This window comes from Loktanella sp. IMCC34160 (genome assembly GCF_004145845.1).
Classification (GTDB): domain Bacteria; phylum Pseudomonadota; class Alphaproteobacteria; order Rhodobacterales; family Rhodobacteraceae; genus SELP01.
The window spans coordinates 62,455-78,124 of the sequence record NZ_SELP01000003.1 but is presented as its reverse complement, the minus strand read 5'-3'; the positions used below and the strand labels follow the sequence as shown (position 1 = coordinate 78,124).

Here is a 15,670-nt window from a genome sequence, read left to right as displayed (position 1 = left end):
GGACTGCACATGGCTCTTCAAATCCGCCGACCGACCGCCGCTGATCGCGGGCGCTGGAACGAACTCTATTCCGGCTATGCAGATTTCTATCAGGTGGCCCAGACCCAAGAGATGCGGGACCGGCTCTGGTCATGGATCAACGATCCCGGACACGAAGTTGACGGTCTTCTGGCCGAGCAGGGCGGTGACGTGATCGGCCTTGCCCATTTCCGACCCTTTGCGCGGCCGCTTGCTGCCGCGACGGGTGGGTTTCTGGACGATCTGTTCGTCGATCCCGCGGCAAGGGGCAGCGGCGCGGCGCGCGCCCTGATCGAGGCGGTATCGGACGAAGGCAAGGCGCGCGGCTGGTCCGTGATCCGCTGGATCACCGCCGACAACAACTACCGGGCGCGCGGGCTTTATGATCAGCTTGCCGACCGGACCGGGTGGATCACCTATGACATCAAGGTTTGAGGTGCGGCTATTCGCTGACGACCGGGTTGTTATCGATTATCGCTTGGGTTCCTGATCTGAAGGACCCATCTGATAGGCAGGCAATGCCGCGTGTTTCCGGAAGGACCAGATATGAACAAGTTTCGCAGATTTCTTTTGACCGCGCCGATCGCGCTCGCCGCACTGGGGGGGCAGGCACTCGCCCAGTCGATCCCATTGTCGGAATTGTCGGCCTATCTGAATTCGCTTCAGACCGCAGAGGGGCAATTCACCCAGATCAACGCGGATGGCACGATTTCCACCGGCACGATCTATATCAAGCGGCCCGGACGCATCCGGTTTGAATACGATCCGCCCGAACGGGCGCTTGTCATCGCGGGCGGTGGATCGCTTGCCGTCTTTGATCCGCGGTCGAACACCGGGCCGGATCGCTATCCGCTGAGCGAAACGCCCCTGTCCATCATCCTCGCGCGTGAAGTCAATCTGGGCCGTGCCCGGATGGTCGTGGCGCATGGGGACGAAGGCAACGCGACCTATGTCGTGGCACAGGACCCGGACCACCCCGAGTACGGCAATATCAAACTGGTGTTCACTGGCTCGCCCGTCCAGTTGCGCCAATGGGTCATTACCGATGACGCCGGGGGGGAAACAACGGTGATCCTTGGCGACATGCAGGTTGGCGGGCGCATCCGTGACGCCCTGTTCAACATCATAGCCGAAGAACAACGGTGGTCATCCAACTGACCTGACCCCCGAAAAGAAAGGGCGCCGAGGGGCGCCCTTTTTTCATGTCAGATCCGGACACCCCGGCAACTGGCGATCTGCCGTTCATAGACGATGGCGCGCGCCGCAACCTCGTCCGCGATCCTGACAAGCCAGCTTTTCCCGCGATAGCTGCCGCGCAGGTATCCTGTCCGCCCTTCGTGATAAGCCAGATACTGGCCGCGGGTGTCATTCATGCCCAGACCCGTCTCCTCGACCGTCTGTTCCATGTACCAGCCCATAAAATCGGTCGCGTCGCCAAAGTCGTCCCGCCGCGCGCCCATGCCACCGTGCTTGCGCCGGTATTCATCCCACGTGCCGTCCAGTGCCTGAGCATAGCCAAAGGCCGAGGATTGACGACCGACCGGGATGACGCCAAGCGCGTATTGGTGCGGGGTTCGGTTGTTGGCGATGAATTTGCTTTCCTGATAGATCATCGCCATCAGGACATGGGGTTTGACGCCCCAGTTGCGTTCCGCCTGTCTGAGTTCGCGCACATATTCCGGCCGTTCGCGCAGGATCGCGCAGGCGTTGTCAAGATCCCGCGGGGCGGAGCCTTGCCGTTCGCCGCAGCTTCCAAGGGCTGCAACTACCATCAGTGCGAGGAAGAATCTACTCATCTGCCTCTCGCTTTCTTTGTTTTGTCCAATTCTAGCGGATCATAGGCAAACTGGAAACGGGGTTTTCAGAAGAACATGAGCGTTGATTTGCCGAAGGTCAGGGCCGGGGGCTGTGGACAGACTGTAGGCTTGTGTTCCACAGACTGTTTCCCGAGAATCGGGGCTGGGTTCGTGGACAAACCGGGTGCGGAACAGTTAGATTGGCTTTGGGGGCCATATTTTGATGCTGAAAACGCGCGCAAAATATCATCTTGGGCAGGTGGTTCGCCACCGAAAGCACCCGTTTCGGGGTGTCGTGTTCGATGTTGATGCGATCTTTTCCAACACGGATGAATGGTACGAGGCGATCCCCGAGGAAAGCCGCCCGGCCAAGGATCAGCCGTTCTATCACTTGCTGGCTGAGAACGAGCAGAGCTACTACGTCGCCTATGTGTCCGAGCAGAACCTGATCGCCGACTATTCGGGCGAACCGGTAAGCCATCCGGACCTTGACGATCTGTTTGGCCCGTTTGAAGACGGGCAATATCCGCTGCATTTCCAACTGAACTAGCCGCGTCAGGCGCGATCTGGCCCGACCGCCGGGAAGCGTTGTCCTGCGCGGCAAATTCATCGTCCCCATCGCCATACAAGCTGCTATTTCGCTGTGCCTTCTCGTGCGCCAAGGCATGATCATGGCCGTGGGGGAGGCACGTGCAGACCGCGCGCCGCGTTCCCTAGGAACGGGCAGCTGACCAACGGTTGTGAGCGCAAGCAAGGTACCTCGACGCCACGCAACTGGGTGGGGGCTTAGACTACGCGGCGCCGAGGGAAGCTTTTTGCAGCTACAGGCGGAAGATGGCCGGGATTCGGGGCGCACCCGTGGAGCAATCTGGGCGTTTTCGGGGCGATTGCACATTCCCGAAGAACGGGCCAATCTGCGCCCAAACGGAGGATCAACCATGCGACCAGTCTATATTTGCGGCAGTGCGCGTACCCCGATGGGTGGGCTTCAGGGGGAACTTGGGCCGGTGTCTGCGGCCGATCTGGGTGGAACAGCCATTCGCGCCGCCCTGACCCGCAGCGGCAACCCGCAGGTGGACGAGTTGATCATGGGCTGTGTGCTGCCCGCGGGGCAGGGGCAGGCGCCCGCCCGGCAGGCCGGGTTCAAGGCGGGGTTGGGCGAAAGCGTTCCGGCAACCACCCTGAACAAGATGTGCGGATCGGGGATGAAGGCCGTGATGATGGGCTGTGACCAGATCGCGCTGGGCGGGGCCGAAACCATCGTCGCAGGCGGCATGGAAAGCATGTCGAACGCGCCCTACCTGTTGCCCAAGATGCGCGGAGGGGCCCGTCTGGGCCACGGTCAGGTGATCGACCACATGTTCCTGGACGGGCTGGAAGATGCCTATGACAAGGGCCGGCTGATGGGCACATTCGCCGAGGATTGCGCCGAACATTTCCAGTTCACCCGCGAGGATCAGGACCAATATGCCATCGGGTCGCTGTCCAACGCGCTGGATGCTGAACGTACCGGCGCCTTCAAGGCCGAAATCGCCCCGGTCACTGTTCATTCCCGCACCGGCGAGCAGGTCATTTCGGTCGATGAACAGCCGGGCAAGGCGCGGCCGGAAAAGATCCCGACGCTGCGGCCGGCCTTTCGCGAAGGGGGGACCGTCACGGCCGCCAACTCCAGCTCTATTTCCGATGGGGCGGCGGCGTTGGTCCTGTCGTCCGATGCGGGCCATGCCCGCGCCCGTATTCTTGGTCACGCCAGCTATGCGCAGGCACCGGGCTGGTTCACCACGGCGCCGGTTCCAGCCGCACGAAAACTGCTGGACCGGATCGGCTGGTCCGTGTCCGACGTGGACCTGTGGGAAGTGAACGAGGCCTTCGCCGTCGTTCCCATGGCCTTCATGCGGGAAATGGGGTTGCCGCGCGACGTGGTGAACGTCAACGGCGGGGCCTGTGCGCTGGGCCACCCGATTGGCGCGTCGGGCGCCCGGATCATCGTTACCCTGCTTCACGCGCTCGAGGCGCGGGGGCTGAAGCGGGGCGTCGCCGCGATCTGTATCGGCGGTGGCGAAGGCACGGCCATCGCCATCGAACGGGTCTGACCCATGCGCATCGACTATGCGGAGATGTCCAAGGCGATTGCCGCGCTGGTGGAGGGCGAGACGGATGAGGTCGCGCTGATGGCGACATTGGCCTGCGAATTGCATCACGCCGACGACCGGTTCGACTGGACCGGGTTCTACCGCGTGGTCGGGCCCGAACTTCTGAAGATCGGGCCCTATCAAGGCGGGCACGGTTGCCTGACGATCCCGTTTTCGCGCGGGGTCTGTGGTGCCTGCGCCCGCACCGGAGAGGTGCAGCTGGTCCCGGATGTGGATGCCTTTCCCGGTCACATCGCCTGCGCGTCCTCGACCCGGTCCGAGATCGTCCTGCCGGTGCGGGACGGCAACGGGCGGCTTCTGGCGGTCCTTGATATCGACAGTGATCAGCCCGACGCTTTCGATGATGCGGACGTTGCCGGGCTGTCCGCCATCCTGACGATGGTCTTCGGCCGCTGATTCACCAGGTGCGTGAAATTTTGCTTTGATTTTTCACGCAACCGTGGCAGCGTGAAAAACGAAGCGAATTTTTCACGCGAGTCGCCCGTGCAACATCAGGTGCCACCCAACAGCCGAACGCTCGGGGCCGATATTCGTGCCCTGCGCAAGGCGCGTGGGATCACGTTGCAGGCGCTTGCCGATGCGCTGGGCCGCTCGGTCGGCTGGGTCAGCCAAGTCGAAAGGGATATGTCCCAACCCTCGGTCGATGATCTGCGGCGGATCGCGCGGGCCTTCGATGTGCCCATGTCGATCCTGTTCGGCCAGTCGAATGCCCCGGCAGCGGAGGCCGGGGTCATCGTGCGCAAGGGTGCGCGCCGTCCGATCGGGTCGGGCGAGGCCGGGTTGATCGAAGAACTTCTGTCACCGGACCTGACCGACGACTTCGAGATGGTCCATTCGACCTTTGCCGCCCATTCCAGCATTGGCGAGACCGTGACCCGCCCGACGCAAGAGGTGGCTTATGTCATCTCGGGCCGGCTTGACGTGGTGATTGATGGGCGCCGCTTTACCGTGGGTCCGGGCGACAGTTTCCGGATCCGGGGCGAACCGCATCGCTGGGAAAACCCCTATGACGAACCGGCTGTGGCGATCTGGGTGATCGCCCCGCCCGTTTATTGAAACCGGAGGTGTCATGAAGACCGGATCCTGCCTTTGCGGCTCTGTCGCGTTTTCCTTCCCCGATGGGCCGGAAAAGGTCACGGCCTGCCATTGTTCCCAATGCCGCAAGACCAGCGGCCATGTCTGGGCGGCATTTCATGTCCCGCTCGCCGACCTGACATTCAGCCGCGATGGCGGGCTGTCATGGTTCGAAAGCTCTGACTGGGCAAAGCGCGGGTTCTGCAACACCTGCGGGTCCAGCCTGTTCTACCAGATGAAGGGCGAGGCCACGATCAACATCGCGGCCGGGGCAGTCGATGAACCCACAGGGCTGACCCTGACCCGGCACATCTTTGTCGCAGACAAGGGCGACTACTATTCCATCGGCGCGGATGGCGCCGACCAGATCGAGAAATACTAGGGAGACAGAGATGTCAGATTTTCCGACAAAGGCGCGCGTTGTCATCATCGGGGGCGGGGTCGTGGGGACTTCGTCGCTGTATCACCTTGCCAAGGCGGGCTGGACCGACTGTGTCCTGCTGGAAAAGAACGAACTGACCGCCGGGTCGACCTGGCACGCGGCGGGCAACGTGCCGACCTTTTCAACCTCCTGGGCCGTGATGAACATGCAGCGCTACTCGACCGAGCTTTATGCGCGGCTGGGGGCCGAGGTTGATTACCCAATGAACTACCACCAGACCGGGTCGATCCGTCTGGCGCATTCAAAGGAACGGATGCAGGAATTCGAACGGGCCAAAGGCATGGGTCTGCAACAGGGCATGAACCTTGAGATCCTGACGCCGGACGAGGTCAAGGAACGGTATCCCTTCATCGAAACCCACGATCTGGTCGGCGCGCTGTATGACCCGAACGATGGGGATATCGACCCGGCGCAGCTGACGCAGGCGCTGGCCAAGGGCGCGCGGGACATGGGCGCGAAGATTCTGCGCTTCTGCCCCGCAACCGGCGTCACCCAAAAGGACGACGACAGCTGGATTGTCCATACGGACAAGGGCGACATCGAATGTGACTATGTGGTCAACGCCGCGGGCTACTACGCCCAGCGGGTTGGCGAGTGGTTCAAGCCCTATGGCGGGCGCACCGTGCCGATGATGGTGATGAGCCATCAGTATCTGCTGTCCGAGGAAATCCCTGAGATCGAGGCCCACACCAAGGCGACGGGCAAGAAGCTGCCGCTGCTGCGCGACGTGGACGTGTCCTATTACCTCCGGCAGGAAAAGCACGGGTTCAACCTTGGCCCCTATGAACCCAACTGCCGCGCCCATTGGATCGACGAATACGATCCGATGCCGGACGATTTTAGTTTCCAGCTTTGGAACGACGATCTGGACCGGATCGAGGATATCGTCACCGACGCGATGGAACGGGTTCCGACCTTGGGCACCGCCGGTGTATCGCGGGTCATCAACGGCCCGATCCCCTACGCCCCCGACGGGCTGCCCCTGATCGGGCCGATGCCCGGCGTCAAGAACGCGTTCGAGGCCTGCGTCTTCACGTTTGGCATCGCGCAGGGCGGCGGCGCGGGCAAGGTGTTGGCCGAATGGATCGTCGACGGTCACACCGAATGGGATATGTGGTCCTGCGATCCGCGCCGTTACACCGATTACACCGACCACGAATATTGCGTGGAAAAGGGGATGGAGGTCTATGGCAACGAATACGCCATGCATTTCCCGTGGCACCGCTGGCCCGCCGCGCCGGATCGCAAGCTGTCCCCGGTCCACGATAAGGTCAAGGCGCTGGGCGGCGTGATGGGCGCCTATAACGGGTGGGAACGGGCCAATTGGTTCGCCCAGCCCGGCGACGACACCAGCGAAGCGTCGACCCACACATGGGGTCGGTCTGGCCCGTGGGAACAGCGCATCAAGGAAGAATGCGAGGCGGTGCGCGACCACTGCGGCGTGTTGGACCTGCCCGGCTTTTCCCGGTTCTGGGTGCAGGGCGAGGGCGCGGATGAATGGCTGCGCGGTTTCGTGACCGGCGGCCTGCCCAAGGTCGGGCGGATGAACCTTGTCTATGTCGCGGATGTGCGCGGCCGGATACTGACCGAACTGTCCTGCATTCGGCTGGAAGAGAACAGCTTTGTCCTGATCACCGCCGCAACCGCCCAATGGCACGATGGCGAACTGATCCGTCGGTCGGTTCCGGCGGGCGTTACCGTGCGCGAAACCACGACCGAGCGGGATTGTCTAATCGTCGCTGGCCCGAAATCGCGCGAGATCCTGTCGGGGATCACAGACGCCGACCTGTCGATGGGCTGGCTGACGCATCAGCACGCCACCGTTGCGGGCAAAAAGGCCTTTCTGATCCGGGTGTCCTTCACCGGCGAACTGGGCTGGGAAATCCATGCCGAGAACGAAGACATGCCCGCGATCTACGACGCGGTTCTGGCGGGCGGCGCGAAACCCTTCGGCATGTGGGCGCTCAACAGCCTGCGTCTGGAAAAGGGCTATCGCGCGTGGAAGGGCGACCTGTCGACCGACTACACCCTGTTCGAAGGGGGGCTGGACCGCTTCGTGAAGCTGGACAAGCCACAGGACTTCCCGGGCAAGGCCGCCCTGATGAACGAGGCGCAGCAAGGATCGAAGAAACGGTTCGTGACCCTGATCGTCGATGCGGGTGATTGCGACGCGCCCTATATGTCCACGCTTTGGCATGATGGGAAGATCGTCGGCGAAACCACCTCTGGCGGCTGGGGCTACCGGATTGGCGCCTCGGTCGCGCTGGGGATGCTGCGCACCGACCTGGCGGTCCCTGGTACCGAGGTCGAGGTGGAAATCTACGGCGAACGCAGACGTGCCGTGGTGCAGCCCGACGCCCCCCTATGGGACCCTGAAAACGAAAGACTGCGGGCCTGACGGCCCCAGTCCTCCCTCAAACCTGATCAAGAACGGATAAAGTCAGATGGCTCTCCCCTCGAATGCGCGTGTTGTCATCATCGGCGGTGGCGTGGTTGGTTGCTCGGTGGCCTATCACCTCACCAAACTCGGTTGGACCGATGTGGTTCTGCTGGAACGCAAGCAACTGACCAGCGGCACCACATGGCACGCTGCGGGGCTGATCGGTCAGTTGCGGGCCTCGTCCAACATGACCAAGCTGGCCCGCTATTCCGCCGAACTTTACACCGGGCTTGAGGCCGAAACCGGCGTTGCCACCGGGTTCCGGCAGGTTGGGTCGGTGTCGGCGGCGCTGACGGGCGAGCGGCTGGAGGAACTTTACCGCAACGCCGCCATGGCCCGCGCCTTTGGCGTCCCGGTCGAAGAACTGTCCCCGGCCGAGGTCAAGGACCGCTATCCGCATTTGAACATTGACGGGGTGACAGGGGGCGTCTGGCTTCCGACCGACGGGCAGGCCGATCCGGCCAATATCGCGCTGGCGCTGGCCAAGGGCGCGCGGATGCGGGGCGCGGTGGTATCCGAACGGACCAAGGTGACCGGCATCCGCAAGGAAGGCCGCCGCGTGACCGGGGTGGACTGGGCATCGGACGATGGGTCGGATCAGGGCCATATCGCCTGCGATATGATCGTGAACTGTGCCGGCATGTGGGGGCACGAGGTGGGACGGATGGCCGGGATTAACGTGCCGCTGCACGCCTGCGAACATTTCTACATCGTGTCCGAACCCATCGAAGGGCTGACCCAGATGCCGGTGCTGCGTGTGCCGGATGAATGCGCCTATTACAAGGAAGACGCGGGCAAGATGATGCTGGGCGCGTTTGAACCCAATGCAAAGCCCTGGGGTATGGACGGCATCCCCGACAGCTTTGAATTCGACCAGCTGCCCGAAGATTTCGACCATTTCGAACCGATCCTCGAGGCGGCGGTCAACCGACTGCCGATGCTGGCGGAGGCGGGCATTCACACCTTCTTCAACGGCCCGGAAAGTTTCACGCCCGACGACGCCTATCACCTTGGCCTTGCGCCCGAGATGGACAACGTCTGGGTCGCGGCCGGGTTCAATTCCATCGGCATCCAGTCGGCGGGTGGGGCAGGGCATGCGCTGTCCCTCTGGATGGACAGTGGCGAAAAGCCCTTTGATCTGGGCGATGTGGACATCAGCCGGATGCAGCCGTTTCAGGGCAACAAACACTACCTGTTTGAACGGTCGAAGGAAACGCTGGGTCTGCTTTATGCCGATCACTTCCCCTATCGGCAGAAGGCCACCGCGCGCGGCGTCCGGCGGACCCCGTTTCACGCGCAACTGGCCGAGAAGGGCGCGGTCTTTGGTGAATTGTCGGGCTGGGAACGCGCAAACTGGTACGCCAATCCGGGGCAAGAGGCCGAGTATCGCTACAGCTGGCGGCGGCAGAACTTCTTTGACAACGTCGCCGCCGAACATGTGGCGATCCGCACCGGGGTGGGGATGTACGATATGTCGTCCTTCGGGAAGCTGCGGGTCGAAGGGCGCGATGCGGAACGGTTCCTGAACCGGATCTGCGGGGCGGATGTCGCCGTTCCGGTGGGCCGGATCGTTTATACCCAGTTCCTGAACTCCGCCGCCGGGATCGAGGCGGATGTCACTGTGACCCGCCTGTCCGAGACCGCCTATCTGGTCGTCACCCCTGCCGCGACCCGACAGGCCGATCAGGCCTGGGTGCAGCGGCACCTGCGGGACGAACATGTCGTCATTACCGATGTGACCGCGGGCGAAGGCGTATTGGCTGTCATGGGCCCGAACGCCCGTGCGGTTCTGCAGGCCGTATCGCCGAACGATTTCTCGAACGAAGCAAACCCGTTCGGCACCGCACAGGAGATCGAGTTGGGCATGGGCCTCGCCCGGGTGCACCGCGTGTCCTACGTCGGTGAACTTGGCTGGGAGATCTACGTCAGCGCCGACATGGCAGGCCACGCGTTCGAGACGCTCTGGCAAGCCGGGCAGGACCACGGGCTAAAGCTGTGCGGGATGCATGTGATGGATTGCTGCCGGATCGAAAAGGCGTTCCGCCATTTCGGCCACGACATCACCTGCGAAGATCACGTGCTTGAGGCCGGGCTGGGGTTCGCGGTGAAGACCGACAAACCCGACTTCATCGGCCGCGATGCGGTTCTGGCGAAAAAGGAAAAGGGGCTGGAAAAGCGCCTTGTCCAATTCCGCCTGACCGACCCTGAACCGCTGCTTTATCACAACGAACCGCTGATCCGGGATGGCGAGATCGTGGGCTATTTGTCGTCGGGGGCCTATGGTCATCATCTGGGCGGTGCAATCGGCATGGGCTATGTGCCCTGCGCCGGCGAAAGCGCGGCAGAGGTTCTGGCCTCAACCTACGAGATTGACGTGATGGGCACCCGTGTCCGGGCCGAGGCATCGCTGAAACCGATGTACGACCCGACCGGCGCCCGCACCAAGGCGTGACATGCCGGGTTGCGGCCCGGCCCGGGCTGTGGTGGTAAGGTGGGTCTTGACCCACCCCCACCGAGGCCCGGAATGAGCAGCGACTACAACCCGCCGACCGACCCGCTGGTCGTTCTGCATGACGACCACGAATTGTTGATCGTGGACAAGCCTGCGGGCCTCCTGTCGGTCCCCGGCAAGGGGGACCATCTGGCCGATTGCCTGCTGTCGCGGGTGCAGGGGGCCTTTCCTCAGGCGCTTCTGGTGCATCGGCTGGACCGGGACACCTCGGGCGTGATGGTCTTTGCCCTGACCCCCCACGCGCAGCGTCACCTTGGACTGCAATTTGAAAAGCGTCAGGCGAAAAAGACCTATGTCGCGCGGGTCTGGGGCGAGATGACGGAAAAGGAAGGCACGATTGACCTGCCCCTGATCGTCGACTGGCCGAACCGTCCGCTACAGCATGTCGACCACGAGAACGGCAAGCCCGCCCATACCGACTGGAAGCGGGTCAAGGTCGGCAATGGCGAAAGCCGGGTCCGGTTGTTTCCCAAGACCGGGCGATCACATCAGTTGCGGGTGCATATGAAGGAAATCGGCCATCCGATTCTTGGTGACCCGTTCTATGCCACCGGCCCCGCCCTGGATTTCCCCCGGATGATGCTGCATTCCGAAACGCTGCAACTTCGGCACCCGGACGGGGGACAAGGGGTGCGGTTCAAGGCCAAGGTGCCATTCTGAACGAAACCGGGGGCCCGAAGGCCCCCGTTTCTTTTCCGGTTATTCGGCAGAAGGGTCCCAGCCGGAAATCGCCTTGGCCTCCAGGAATTCCTCGATCCCCCAGACGCCGCCTTCGCGGGCGCGGCCGCTGGCCTTGACCCCGCCAAAGGGGGAGCCCGCGCCGCGGCTCTGGCCGTTCATCTCGACCATGCCGGACCGTAGCTGACGTGCCAGACGGTTGCGCCGCGCGCCGTCGCTGCTTTGGACATAGTTGGTCAGGCCGTAGATCGTGTCGTTGGCGATCTGCACGGCCTGTTCTTCGGTGTCGAAGGGGATGATCGACAGGACCGGGCCAAAGATTTCCTCTTTCTCGATGGTCATGCCGGGGGTCACATCGGCAAAGACCGTGGGCCGGACGTAGTAACCCTTGTTCATCCCTTCCGGCAGGCCCAAACCACCGGCGACAAGCCGCGCGCCTTCGTCGATGCCCTTCTGGATGTAGCCCTGGATCTGGTCCCATTGGCGCTTGTTCACGACCGGCCCGATGTGGCGACCGGATTCAGAGGCCGGGCCGACCTTGGTCGCCTCGGCAACCTCGCGGGCGATCTCGACCGCCTCGTCATAGTAGGAGCGTTCCACCAGCATCCGCGTCGGCGCGTTGCAGGACTGGCCCGAGTTGTTGAAGCAGTGCAGAGCGCCCCGCTTGACCGCCTTGGCATCGGCATCGGCAAAGACAAGGTTCGCGCCCTTGCCGCCCAGTTCCAGCGTCACACGTTTCATCGTTTCCGCCGCCGCCTTGGAAATGGCGCGGCCTGCGCGGGTCGATCCGGTGAACGAGATCATTTCGACATCCGGGTGCGACGACAGTTGCGACCCGACCCCGACCCCATCGCCATTTACAAGGTTGAAGACCCCGGCAGGCAGGCCTGCGTCATGGCAGAACTCGGCAAAGAGCAGCGACGACAACGGCGCTTCTTCCGACGGTTTCAGCACGCAGGGGCAGCCTGCCAGAAGTGCCGGAATGACCTTCAGTGTCACCTGGTTCATCGGCCAGTTCCACGGGGTGATCAGGCCGACAACGCCGATGGGCTCCATCGAAATCCGATCGTTCGGAGCGTGCGGACCCAGCGGGCGGATCCATTCGATCTGATCGAAGGCGGTCAGGAAGTTTTCAAGATGCCAGGGCAGGCAGGGCGCCTGACTGTCGCGGGACATGTCGATGGGCGCGCCCATCTCAAGGCTGATCGCCTGCGCCATCTCCTCTTTCCGGGCCTCGTATTGTTCGAGGATCTTTTCGACATAGGCCCGACGGGATGCCGGCGGCGTTGCGGCCCATGCCGGAAAGGCGGCCTTGGCGGCGGCAACGGCGGCGTCCGTATCGGCCTGATCCCCCAGCGAGATGATCGCGCAGACCTCTTCGGTGGAGGGGTCGATCACGTCGTGATCGCGGGGGGTGGCCGGGGCGACCCACTGGCCGTTGATATAGAATTCGCGCTTTTCGATCATGGTGCACCTGTCTGAATTTCGGGCCGAGACTGTCAGGGGTGCGACAGTTCCGCAAGGGGCCTAGCGACAGGGGAATGTCGCGAATATATCGGACCCAACGAAACAATCACGAAGGAGCGCCCCTATGGCCCTGCGCATCAACGATCCCGTCCCGAACCTGACTGTCGAAACCGATCAGGGCACCTTTGACCTGCACAACTGGATCGGGGACAGCTGGGCGATCCTGTTCAGCCACCCCAAGGATTTCACCCCGGTTTGCACCACCGAATTCGGGGCCGTTGCGCAACTGGCCGACGAATGGGCCAAGCGCGATACCAAGGTCATGGGCATTTCCGTCGACAGCGCGGAAGAGCACGTGAAGTGGAAGGCCGATATCGAAGGCTTCTCTGGCGCAAAAGCCGGGTTCCCGATCATCGCTGACACCGATCTTGCCGTGGCCAAGGCGTTCGACATGCTTCCGGCCGAGGCCTATCTGCCCGATGGCCGCACCCCGGCCCATACCGCGACTGTCCGGTCGGTCTTCATCATCTCGCCCGACAAGAAGCTGCAACTGACCATGACCTACCCGATGTCGGTTGGCCGCAACTTTGCCGAGGTGCTGCGCGCGCTGGACGGGTTGCAGCGGACCTGGGGCCAACCGCTGGCGACCCCCGCCAACTGGACCAGCGCCGATGATGTGATCGTGGCGCTGGTGCTGGATGACGCGGCGGCCGAGGCGAAGTATGGCGCGCTGGACAAGCGCCTGCCTTACCTGCGGTTCGCCAAGAACCCGGGCTAAGCGACCCGGGAAACGAAAAAGGGCCCCGAAACCGGGGCCCTTTCTATTTCCAGAGGAAGCTGCCGGATCACTCGGCTTCTTCTTCCTTCTTGATCTCTTCGCCGGTTTCCTGATCGACGATCTTCATCGACAGGCGGACCTTGCCGCGGTCGTCAAAGCCCAGAAGCTTGACCCAGACTTCCTGACCTTCCTTCAGAACATCCGACGGATGGTTCAGGCGGCGGTTTTCGATCTGGCTGACGTGCACAAGGCCGTCGCGCTTGCCGAAGAAGTTCACGAAGGCGCCGAAATCGACCAGCTTCACGACCTTGCCCTTGTAGATCCCGCCTTCTTCCGGCTCTGCAACGATCGCATAGATCATGTCATAGGCCTTCTGGATGGCTTCGCCGTTCGGGCTTGCGATCTTGATGATGCCGTCGTCGTTGATGTCGACCTTGGCACCGGAGACTTCCACGATTTCGCGGATGACCTTGCCGCCGGACCCGATCACTTCACGGATCTTGTCGGTCGGGATCTGCATCGTTTCAATGCGCGGGGCATGGACGCTGAATTCGCCAGCGCCGGACAGGGCCTTGTTCATCTCGCCAAGGATATGCATCCGGCCATCTTTCGCCTGAGCGAGGGCCTTCTTCATGATCTCGGGCGTGATGCCGGCGACCTTGATGTCCATCTGCAGCGAGGTGATCCCGTTTTCGGTACCGGCCACTTTGAAGTCCATGTCGCCAAGGTGGTCTTCGTCACCAAGGATATCGGTCAGAACGGCATAAGAGCCATCTTCTTCCAGCACGAGGCCCATGGCCACACCGGCAACCGCGGACTTGAGCGGAACGCCCGCATCCATCATCGACAGCGAGCCGCCACAGACGGACGCCATGGAGGACGACCCGTTCGATTCGGTGATCTCGGACACCAGACGGATGGTGTAGGGGAAGTCGGTCGCGGCGGGCAGAACGGCCTGAAGGGCGCGCCATGCCAGTTTGCCGTGGCCGATTTCACGACGACCGGGCGACCCAACGCGGCCAACTTCGCCAACCGAATACGGCGGGAAGTTGTAGTGCAGCAGGAAGTTGGACCGGAAGTTGCCATGCAGCGCGTCGATGATCTGTTCGTCGTCGCCGGTGCCAAGGGTGGTCACGACCAGACCCTGGGTTTCACCACGGGTGAACAGGGCCGACCCGTGGGTCCGGGGCAGAAGGCCGGTTTCGCAGACGATCGGGCGAACGGTGTCCAGCGCGCGGCCGTCAATACGGCGCCCGTGCTTGACGACATCGCCGCGCAGAACCTTCGATTCCAGCTTCTTGAGCGCGGTGCCAAGGTTGGCGTCGGCCAGCTGTTCTTCGGTCAGGGCGTCTTTGATTTCGGCCTTGGCGGCGGCAACGGCAGCAGTACGTTCCTGCTTGTCGGTGATCGCATAGGCGGCGCGCATCTTCTCTTCGCCAGCGGCGGTCACGGCGGCAAGGATGTCGCTGTAATCCGGCGGGGTGAAGTCGAAGGGCTCTTTCGCGGCGTCTTCGGCAAGGTCGATGATCAGGTCGATGACCGGCTGGATCTGTTCGTGCGCAAAGGTCACGGCGCCCAGCATTTCATCTTCCGTCAGCTCGTAAGCTTCGGATTCGACCATCATCACGGCGTCTTTGGTCCCGGCGACAACAAGGTCCAGACGCTGGTCGGGGTTGTTGCGCAGGCCCTGCATGTCATCGACAGTCGGGTTCAGGATGTAATCGCCATCCTCGTAGCCCACGCGGCAGCCGGCGATCGGGCCCATGAAGGGCGCGCCGGAAATCGTCAGCGCGGCCGAAGCGGCGATCATCGCGACGATATCGGGGTCGTTGACAAGGTCGTGGCTCAGCACGGTGCACATCACCAGAACTTCGTTCTTGAAGCCTTCGACGAACAGCGGGCGGATCGGGCGGTCGATCAGGCGGGCGGTCAGCGTTTCCTTTTCGGTCGGCCGCGCCTCGCGCTTGAAGAAGCCGCCCGGCACTTTACCGGCGGCGTAGTATTTTTCCTGGTAGTGGACAGTCAGCGGAAAGAAGTCCTGACCTTCCTTTTGGGTCTTGGCAAAGGTCACGTTGGCCATGACCGAGGTTTCGCCAAGCGTGGCAATGACCGACCCGTCAGCCTGACGGGCAACCTTGCCGGTTTCCAGCGTCAGGGTTTCTTCCCCCCACTGGATGGATTTTTTCACTTCGTTGAACATCTAGCGTATCCTGATTGGAGGCACTCCCGAGCCCTCTCGGGTCCTCCGTTTCAATGGCGGCCCCATTGCCGCCGACCCCTCTATCATCTCATGCGCCGGGGTCCCAAGCGTC

The 15,670-nt window shown here is 62.6% G+C and carries 14 protein-coding genes; 11 read left to right on the top strand and 3 right to left on the bottom strand.

The genetic code is table 11. The features are described 5' to 3' along the window. Positions 1 to 9 precede the first annotated feature (9 nt). Both EU803_RS08575 and EU803_RS08570 read left to right on the top strand, forming a co-directional pair. On the top strand, positions 10 to 453 hold the full coding sequence (locus EU803_RS08575; protein ID WP_129681810.1) for a GNAT family N-acetyltransferase: 444 nt from the start codon (positions 10 to 12) through the stop codon (positions 451 to 453). A gap of 111 nt (positions 454 to 564) precedes the next feature. Then, the gene (locus tag EU803_RS08570; protein ID WP_129681808.1) at positions 565 to 1,176 is read left to right on the top strand and encodes an outer membrane lipoprotein carrier protein LolA; all 612 of its coding nucleotides are present in this window, start codon (positions 565 to 567) and stop codon (positions 1,174 to 1,176) included. Positions 1,177 to 1,223: 47 nt separating this feature from the next. Here EU803_RS08570 and EU803_RS08565 read toward each other — a convergent pair whose 3' ends face one another. Then, the gene (locus EU803_RS08565; RefSeq protein ID WP_129681806.1) at positions 1,224 to 1,814 is read right to left on the bottom strand and encodes a lytic transglycosylase; all 591 of its coding nucleotides are present in this window, start codon (positions 1,812 to 1,814) and stop codon (positions 1,224 to 1,226) included. Between the two features lie 223 nt (positions 1,815 to 2,037). On the opposite strand from EU803_RS08565, the gene hspQ reads away from it, so the two are divergent. The 8 genes from hspQ (at position 2,038) to EU803_RS08525 (ending at position 11,095) form a co-directional block, all read left to right on the top strand. Then, positions 2,038 to 2,364, top strand: coding sequence for a heat shock protein HspQ (gene hspQ, locus EU803_RS08560; RefSeq protein ID WP_129681804.1), 327 nt, complete (start codon positions 2,038 to 2,040; stop codon positions 2,362 to 2,364). Between the two features lie 388 nt (positions 2,365 to 2,752). Beyond that, positions 2,753 to 3,907 (top strand): acetyl-CoA C-acyltransferase, encoded by a 1,155-nt coding sequence (locus EU803_RS08555; protein WP_129681802.1) that lies wholly within the window; start codon positions 2,753 to 2,755, stop codon positions 3,905 to 3,907. A gap of 3 nt (positions 3,908 to 3,910) precedes the next feature. Then, entirely contained in the window at positions 3,911 to 4,363 is a 453-nt protein-coding gene (locus EU803_RS08550; protein WP_129681799.1) for a GAF domain-containing protein, read from the top strand. A 99-nt stretch (positions 4,364 to 4,462) separates the two neighbouring features. Beyond that, positions 4,463 to 5,023: an XRE family transcriptional regulator gene (locus tag EU803_RS08545; protein ID WP_129681798.1), complete on the top strand. Its 561-nt coding sequence runs from the start codon at positions 4,463 to 4,465 to the stop codon at positions 5,021 to 5,023. Between the two features lie 13 nt (positions 5,024 to 5,036). Then, positions 5,037 to 5,423 (top strand): GFA family protein, encoded by a 387-nt coding sequence (locus tag EU803_RS08540; RefSeq protein WP_129681796.1) that lies wholly within the window; start codon positions 5,037 to 5,039, stop codon positions 5,421 to 5,423. Positions 5,424 to 5,433: 10 nt separating this feature from the next. Beyond that, positions 5,434 to 7,881 (top strand): FAD-dependent oxidoreductase, encoded by a 2,448-nt coding sequence (locus EU803_RS08535; protein WP_129681794.1) that lies wholly within the window; start codon positions 5,434 to 5,436, stop codon positions 7,879 to 7,881. A gap of 46 nt (positions 7,882 to 7,927) precedes the next feature. Continuing rightward, complete coding sequence (locus EU803_RS08530) at positions 7,928 to 10,375, top strand: FAD-dependent oxidoreductase (protein ID WP_129681792.1); 2,448 nt, start codon at positions 7,928 to 7,930, stop codon at positions 10,373 to 10,375. 72 nt (positions 10,376 to 10,447) lie between these two features. Further along, complete coding sequence (locus EU803_RS08525) at positions 10,448 to 11,095, top strand: pseudouridine synthase (RefSeq protein WP_129681790.1); 648 nt, start codon at positions 10,448 to 10,450, stop codon at positions 11,093 to 11,095. Between the two features lie 39 nt (positions 11,096 to 11,134). Here the strand turns inward: EU803_RS08525 and EU803_RS08520 are convergent, their stop codons facing one another. Beyond that, entirely contained in the window at positions 11,135 to 12,580 is a 1,446-nt protein-coding gene (locus tag EU803_RS08520; RefSeq protein ID WP_129681788.1) for an aldehyde dehydrogenase family protein, read from the bottom strand. Between the two features lie 124 nt (positions 12,581 to 12,704). On the opposite strand from EU803_RS08520, the gene EU803_RS08515 reads away from it, so the two are divergent. Continuing rightward, positions 12,705 to 13,358 carry a peroxiredoxin gene (locus EU803_RS08515; RefSeq protein ID WP_129681786.1) on the top strand — a complete coding sequence of 218 codons (654 nt, stop codon included), beginning with the start codon at positions 12,705 to 12,707 and terminating at the stop codon, positions 13,356 to 13,358. Between the two features lie 67 nt (positions 13,359 to 13,425). Here the strand turns inward: EU803_RS08515 and pnp are convergent, their stop codons facing one another. After that, a complete protein-coding gene (gene pnp, locus EU803_RS08510) occupies positions 13,426 to 15,558 on the bottom strand; it encodes a polyribonucleotide nucleotidyltransferase (protein ID WP_129681784.1) in 2,133 nt (710 codons plus the stop codon). Between the last annotated feature and the right edge of the window lie 112 nt (positions 15,559 to 15,670).

What these genes read in the sequence shown, in the direction of transcription:
- EU803_RS08515 (WP_129681786.1), top strand. Translation starts at nt 12,705, where the DNA reads ATGGCCCTGCGCATCAACGATCCCGTCCCGAACCTGACTGTCGAAACC.
- EU803_RS08535 (WP_129681794.1), top strand. Translation starts at nt 5,434, where the DNA reads ATGTCAGATTTTCCGACAAAGGCGCGCGTTGTCATCATCGGGGGCGGG.
- EU803_RS08550 (WP_129681799.1), top strand. Translation starts at nt 3,911, where the DNA reads ATGCGCATCGACTATGCGGAGATGTCCAAGGCGATTGCCGCGCTGGTG.
- EU803_RS08570 (WP_129681808.1), top strand. Translation starts at nt 565, where the DNA reads ATGAACAAGTTTCGCAGATTTCTTTTGACCGCGCCGATCGCGCTCGCC.
- EU803_RS08540 (WP_129681796.1), top strand. Translation starts at nt 5,037, where the DNA reads ATGAAGACCGGATCCTGCCTTTGCGGCTCTGTCGCGTTTTCCTTCCCC.
- pnp (WP_129681784.1), bottom strand. Translation starts at nt 15,558, where the DNA reads ATGTTCAACGAAGTGAAAAAATCCATCCAGTGGGGGGAAGAAACCCTG.
- EU803_RS08530 (WP_129681792.1), top strand. Translation starts at nt 7,928, where the DNA reads ATGGCTCTCCCCTCGAATGCGCGTGTTGTCATCATCGGCGGTGGCGTG.
- EU803_RS08575 (WP_129681810.1), top strand. Translation starts at nt 10, where the DNA reads ATGGCTCTTCAAATCCGCCGACCGACCGCCGCTGATCGCGGGCGCTGG.
- hspQ (WP_129681804.1), top strand. Translation starts at nt 2,038, where the DNA reads ATGCTGAAAACGCGCGCAAAATATCATCTTGGGCAGGTGGTTCGCCAC.
- EU803_RS08525 (WP_129681790.1), top strand. Translation starts at nt 10,448, where the DNA reads ATGAGCAGCGACTACAACCCGCCGACCGACCCGCTGGTCGTTCTGCAT.
- EU803_RS08565 (WP_129681806.1), bottom strand. Translation starts at nt 1,814, where the DNA reads ATGAGTAGATTCTTCCTCGCACTGATGGTAGTTGCAGCCCTTGGAAGC.
- EU803_RS08555 (WP_129681802.1), top strand. Translation starts at nt 2,753, where the DNA reads ATGCGACCAGTCTATATTTGCGGCAGTGCGCGTACCCCGATGGGTGGG.
- EU803_RS08520 (WP_129681788.1), bottom strand. Translation starts at nt 12,580, where the DNA reads ATGATCGAAAAGCGCGAATTCTATATCAACGGCCAGTGGGTCGCCCCG.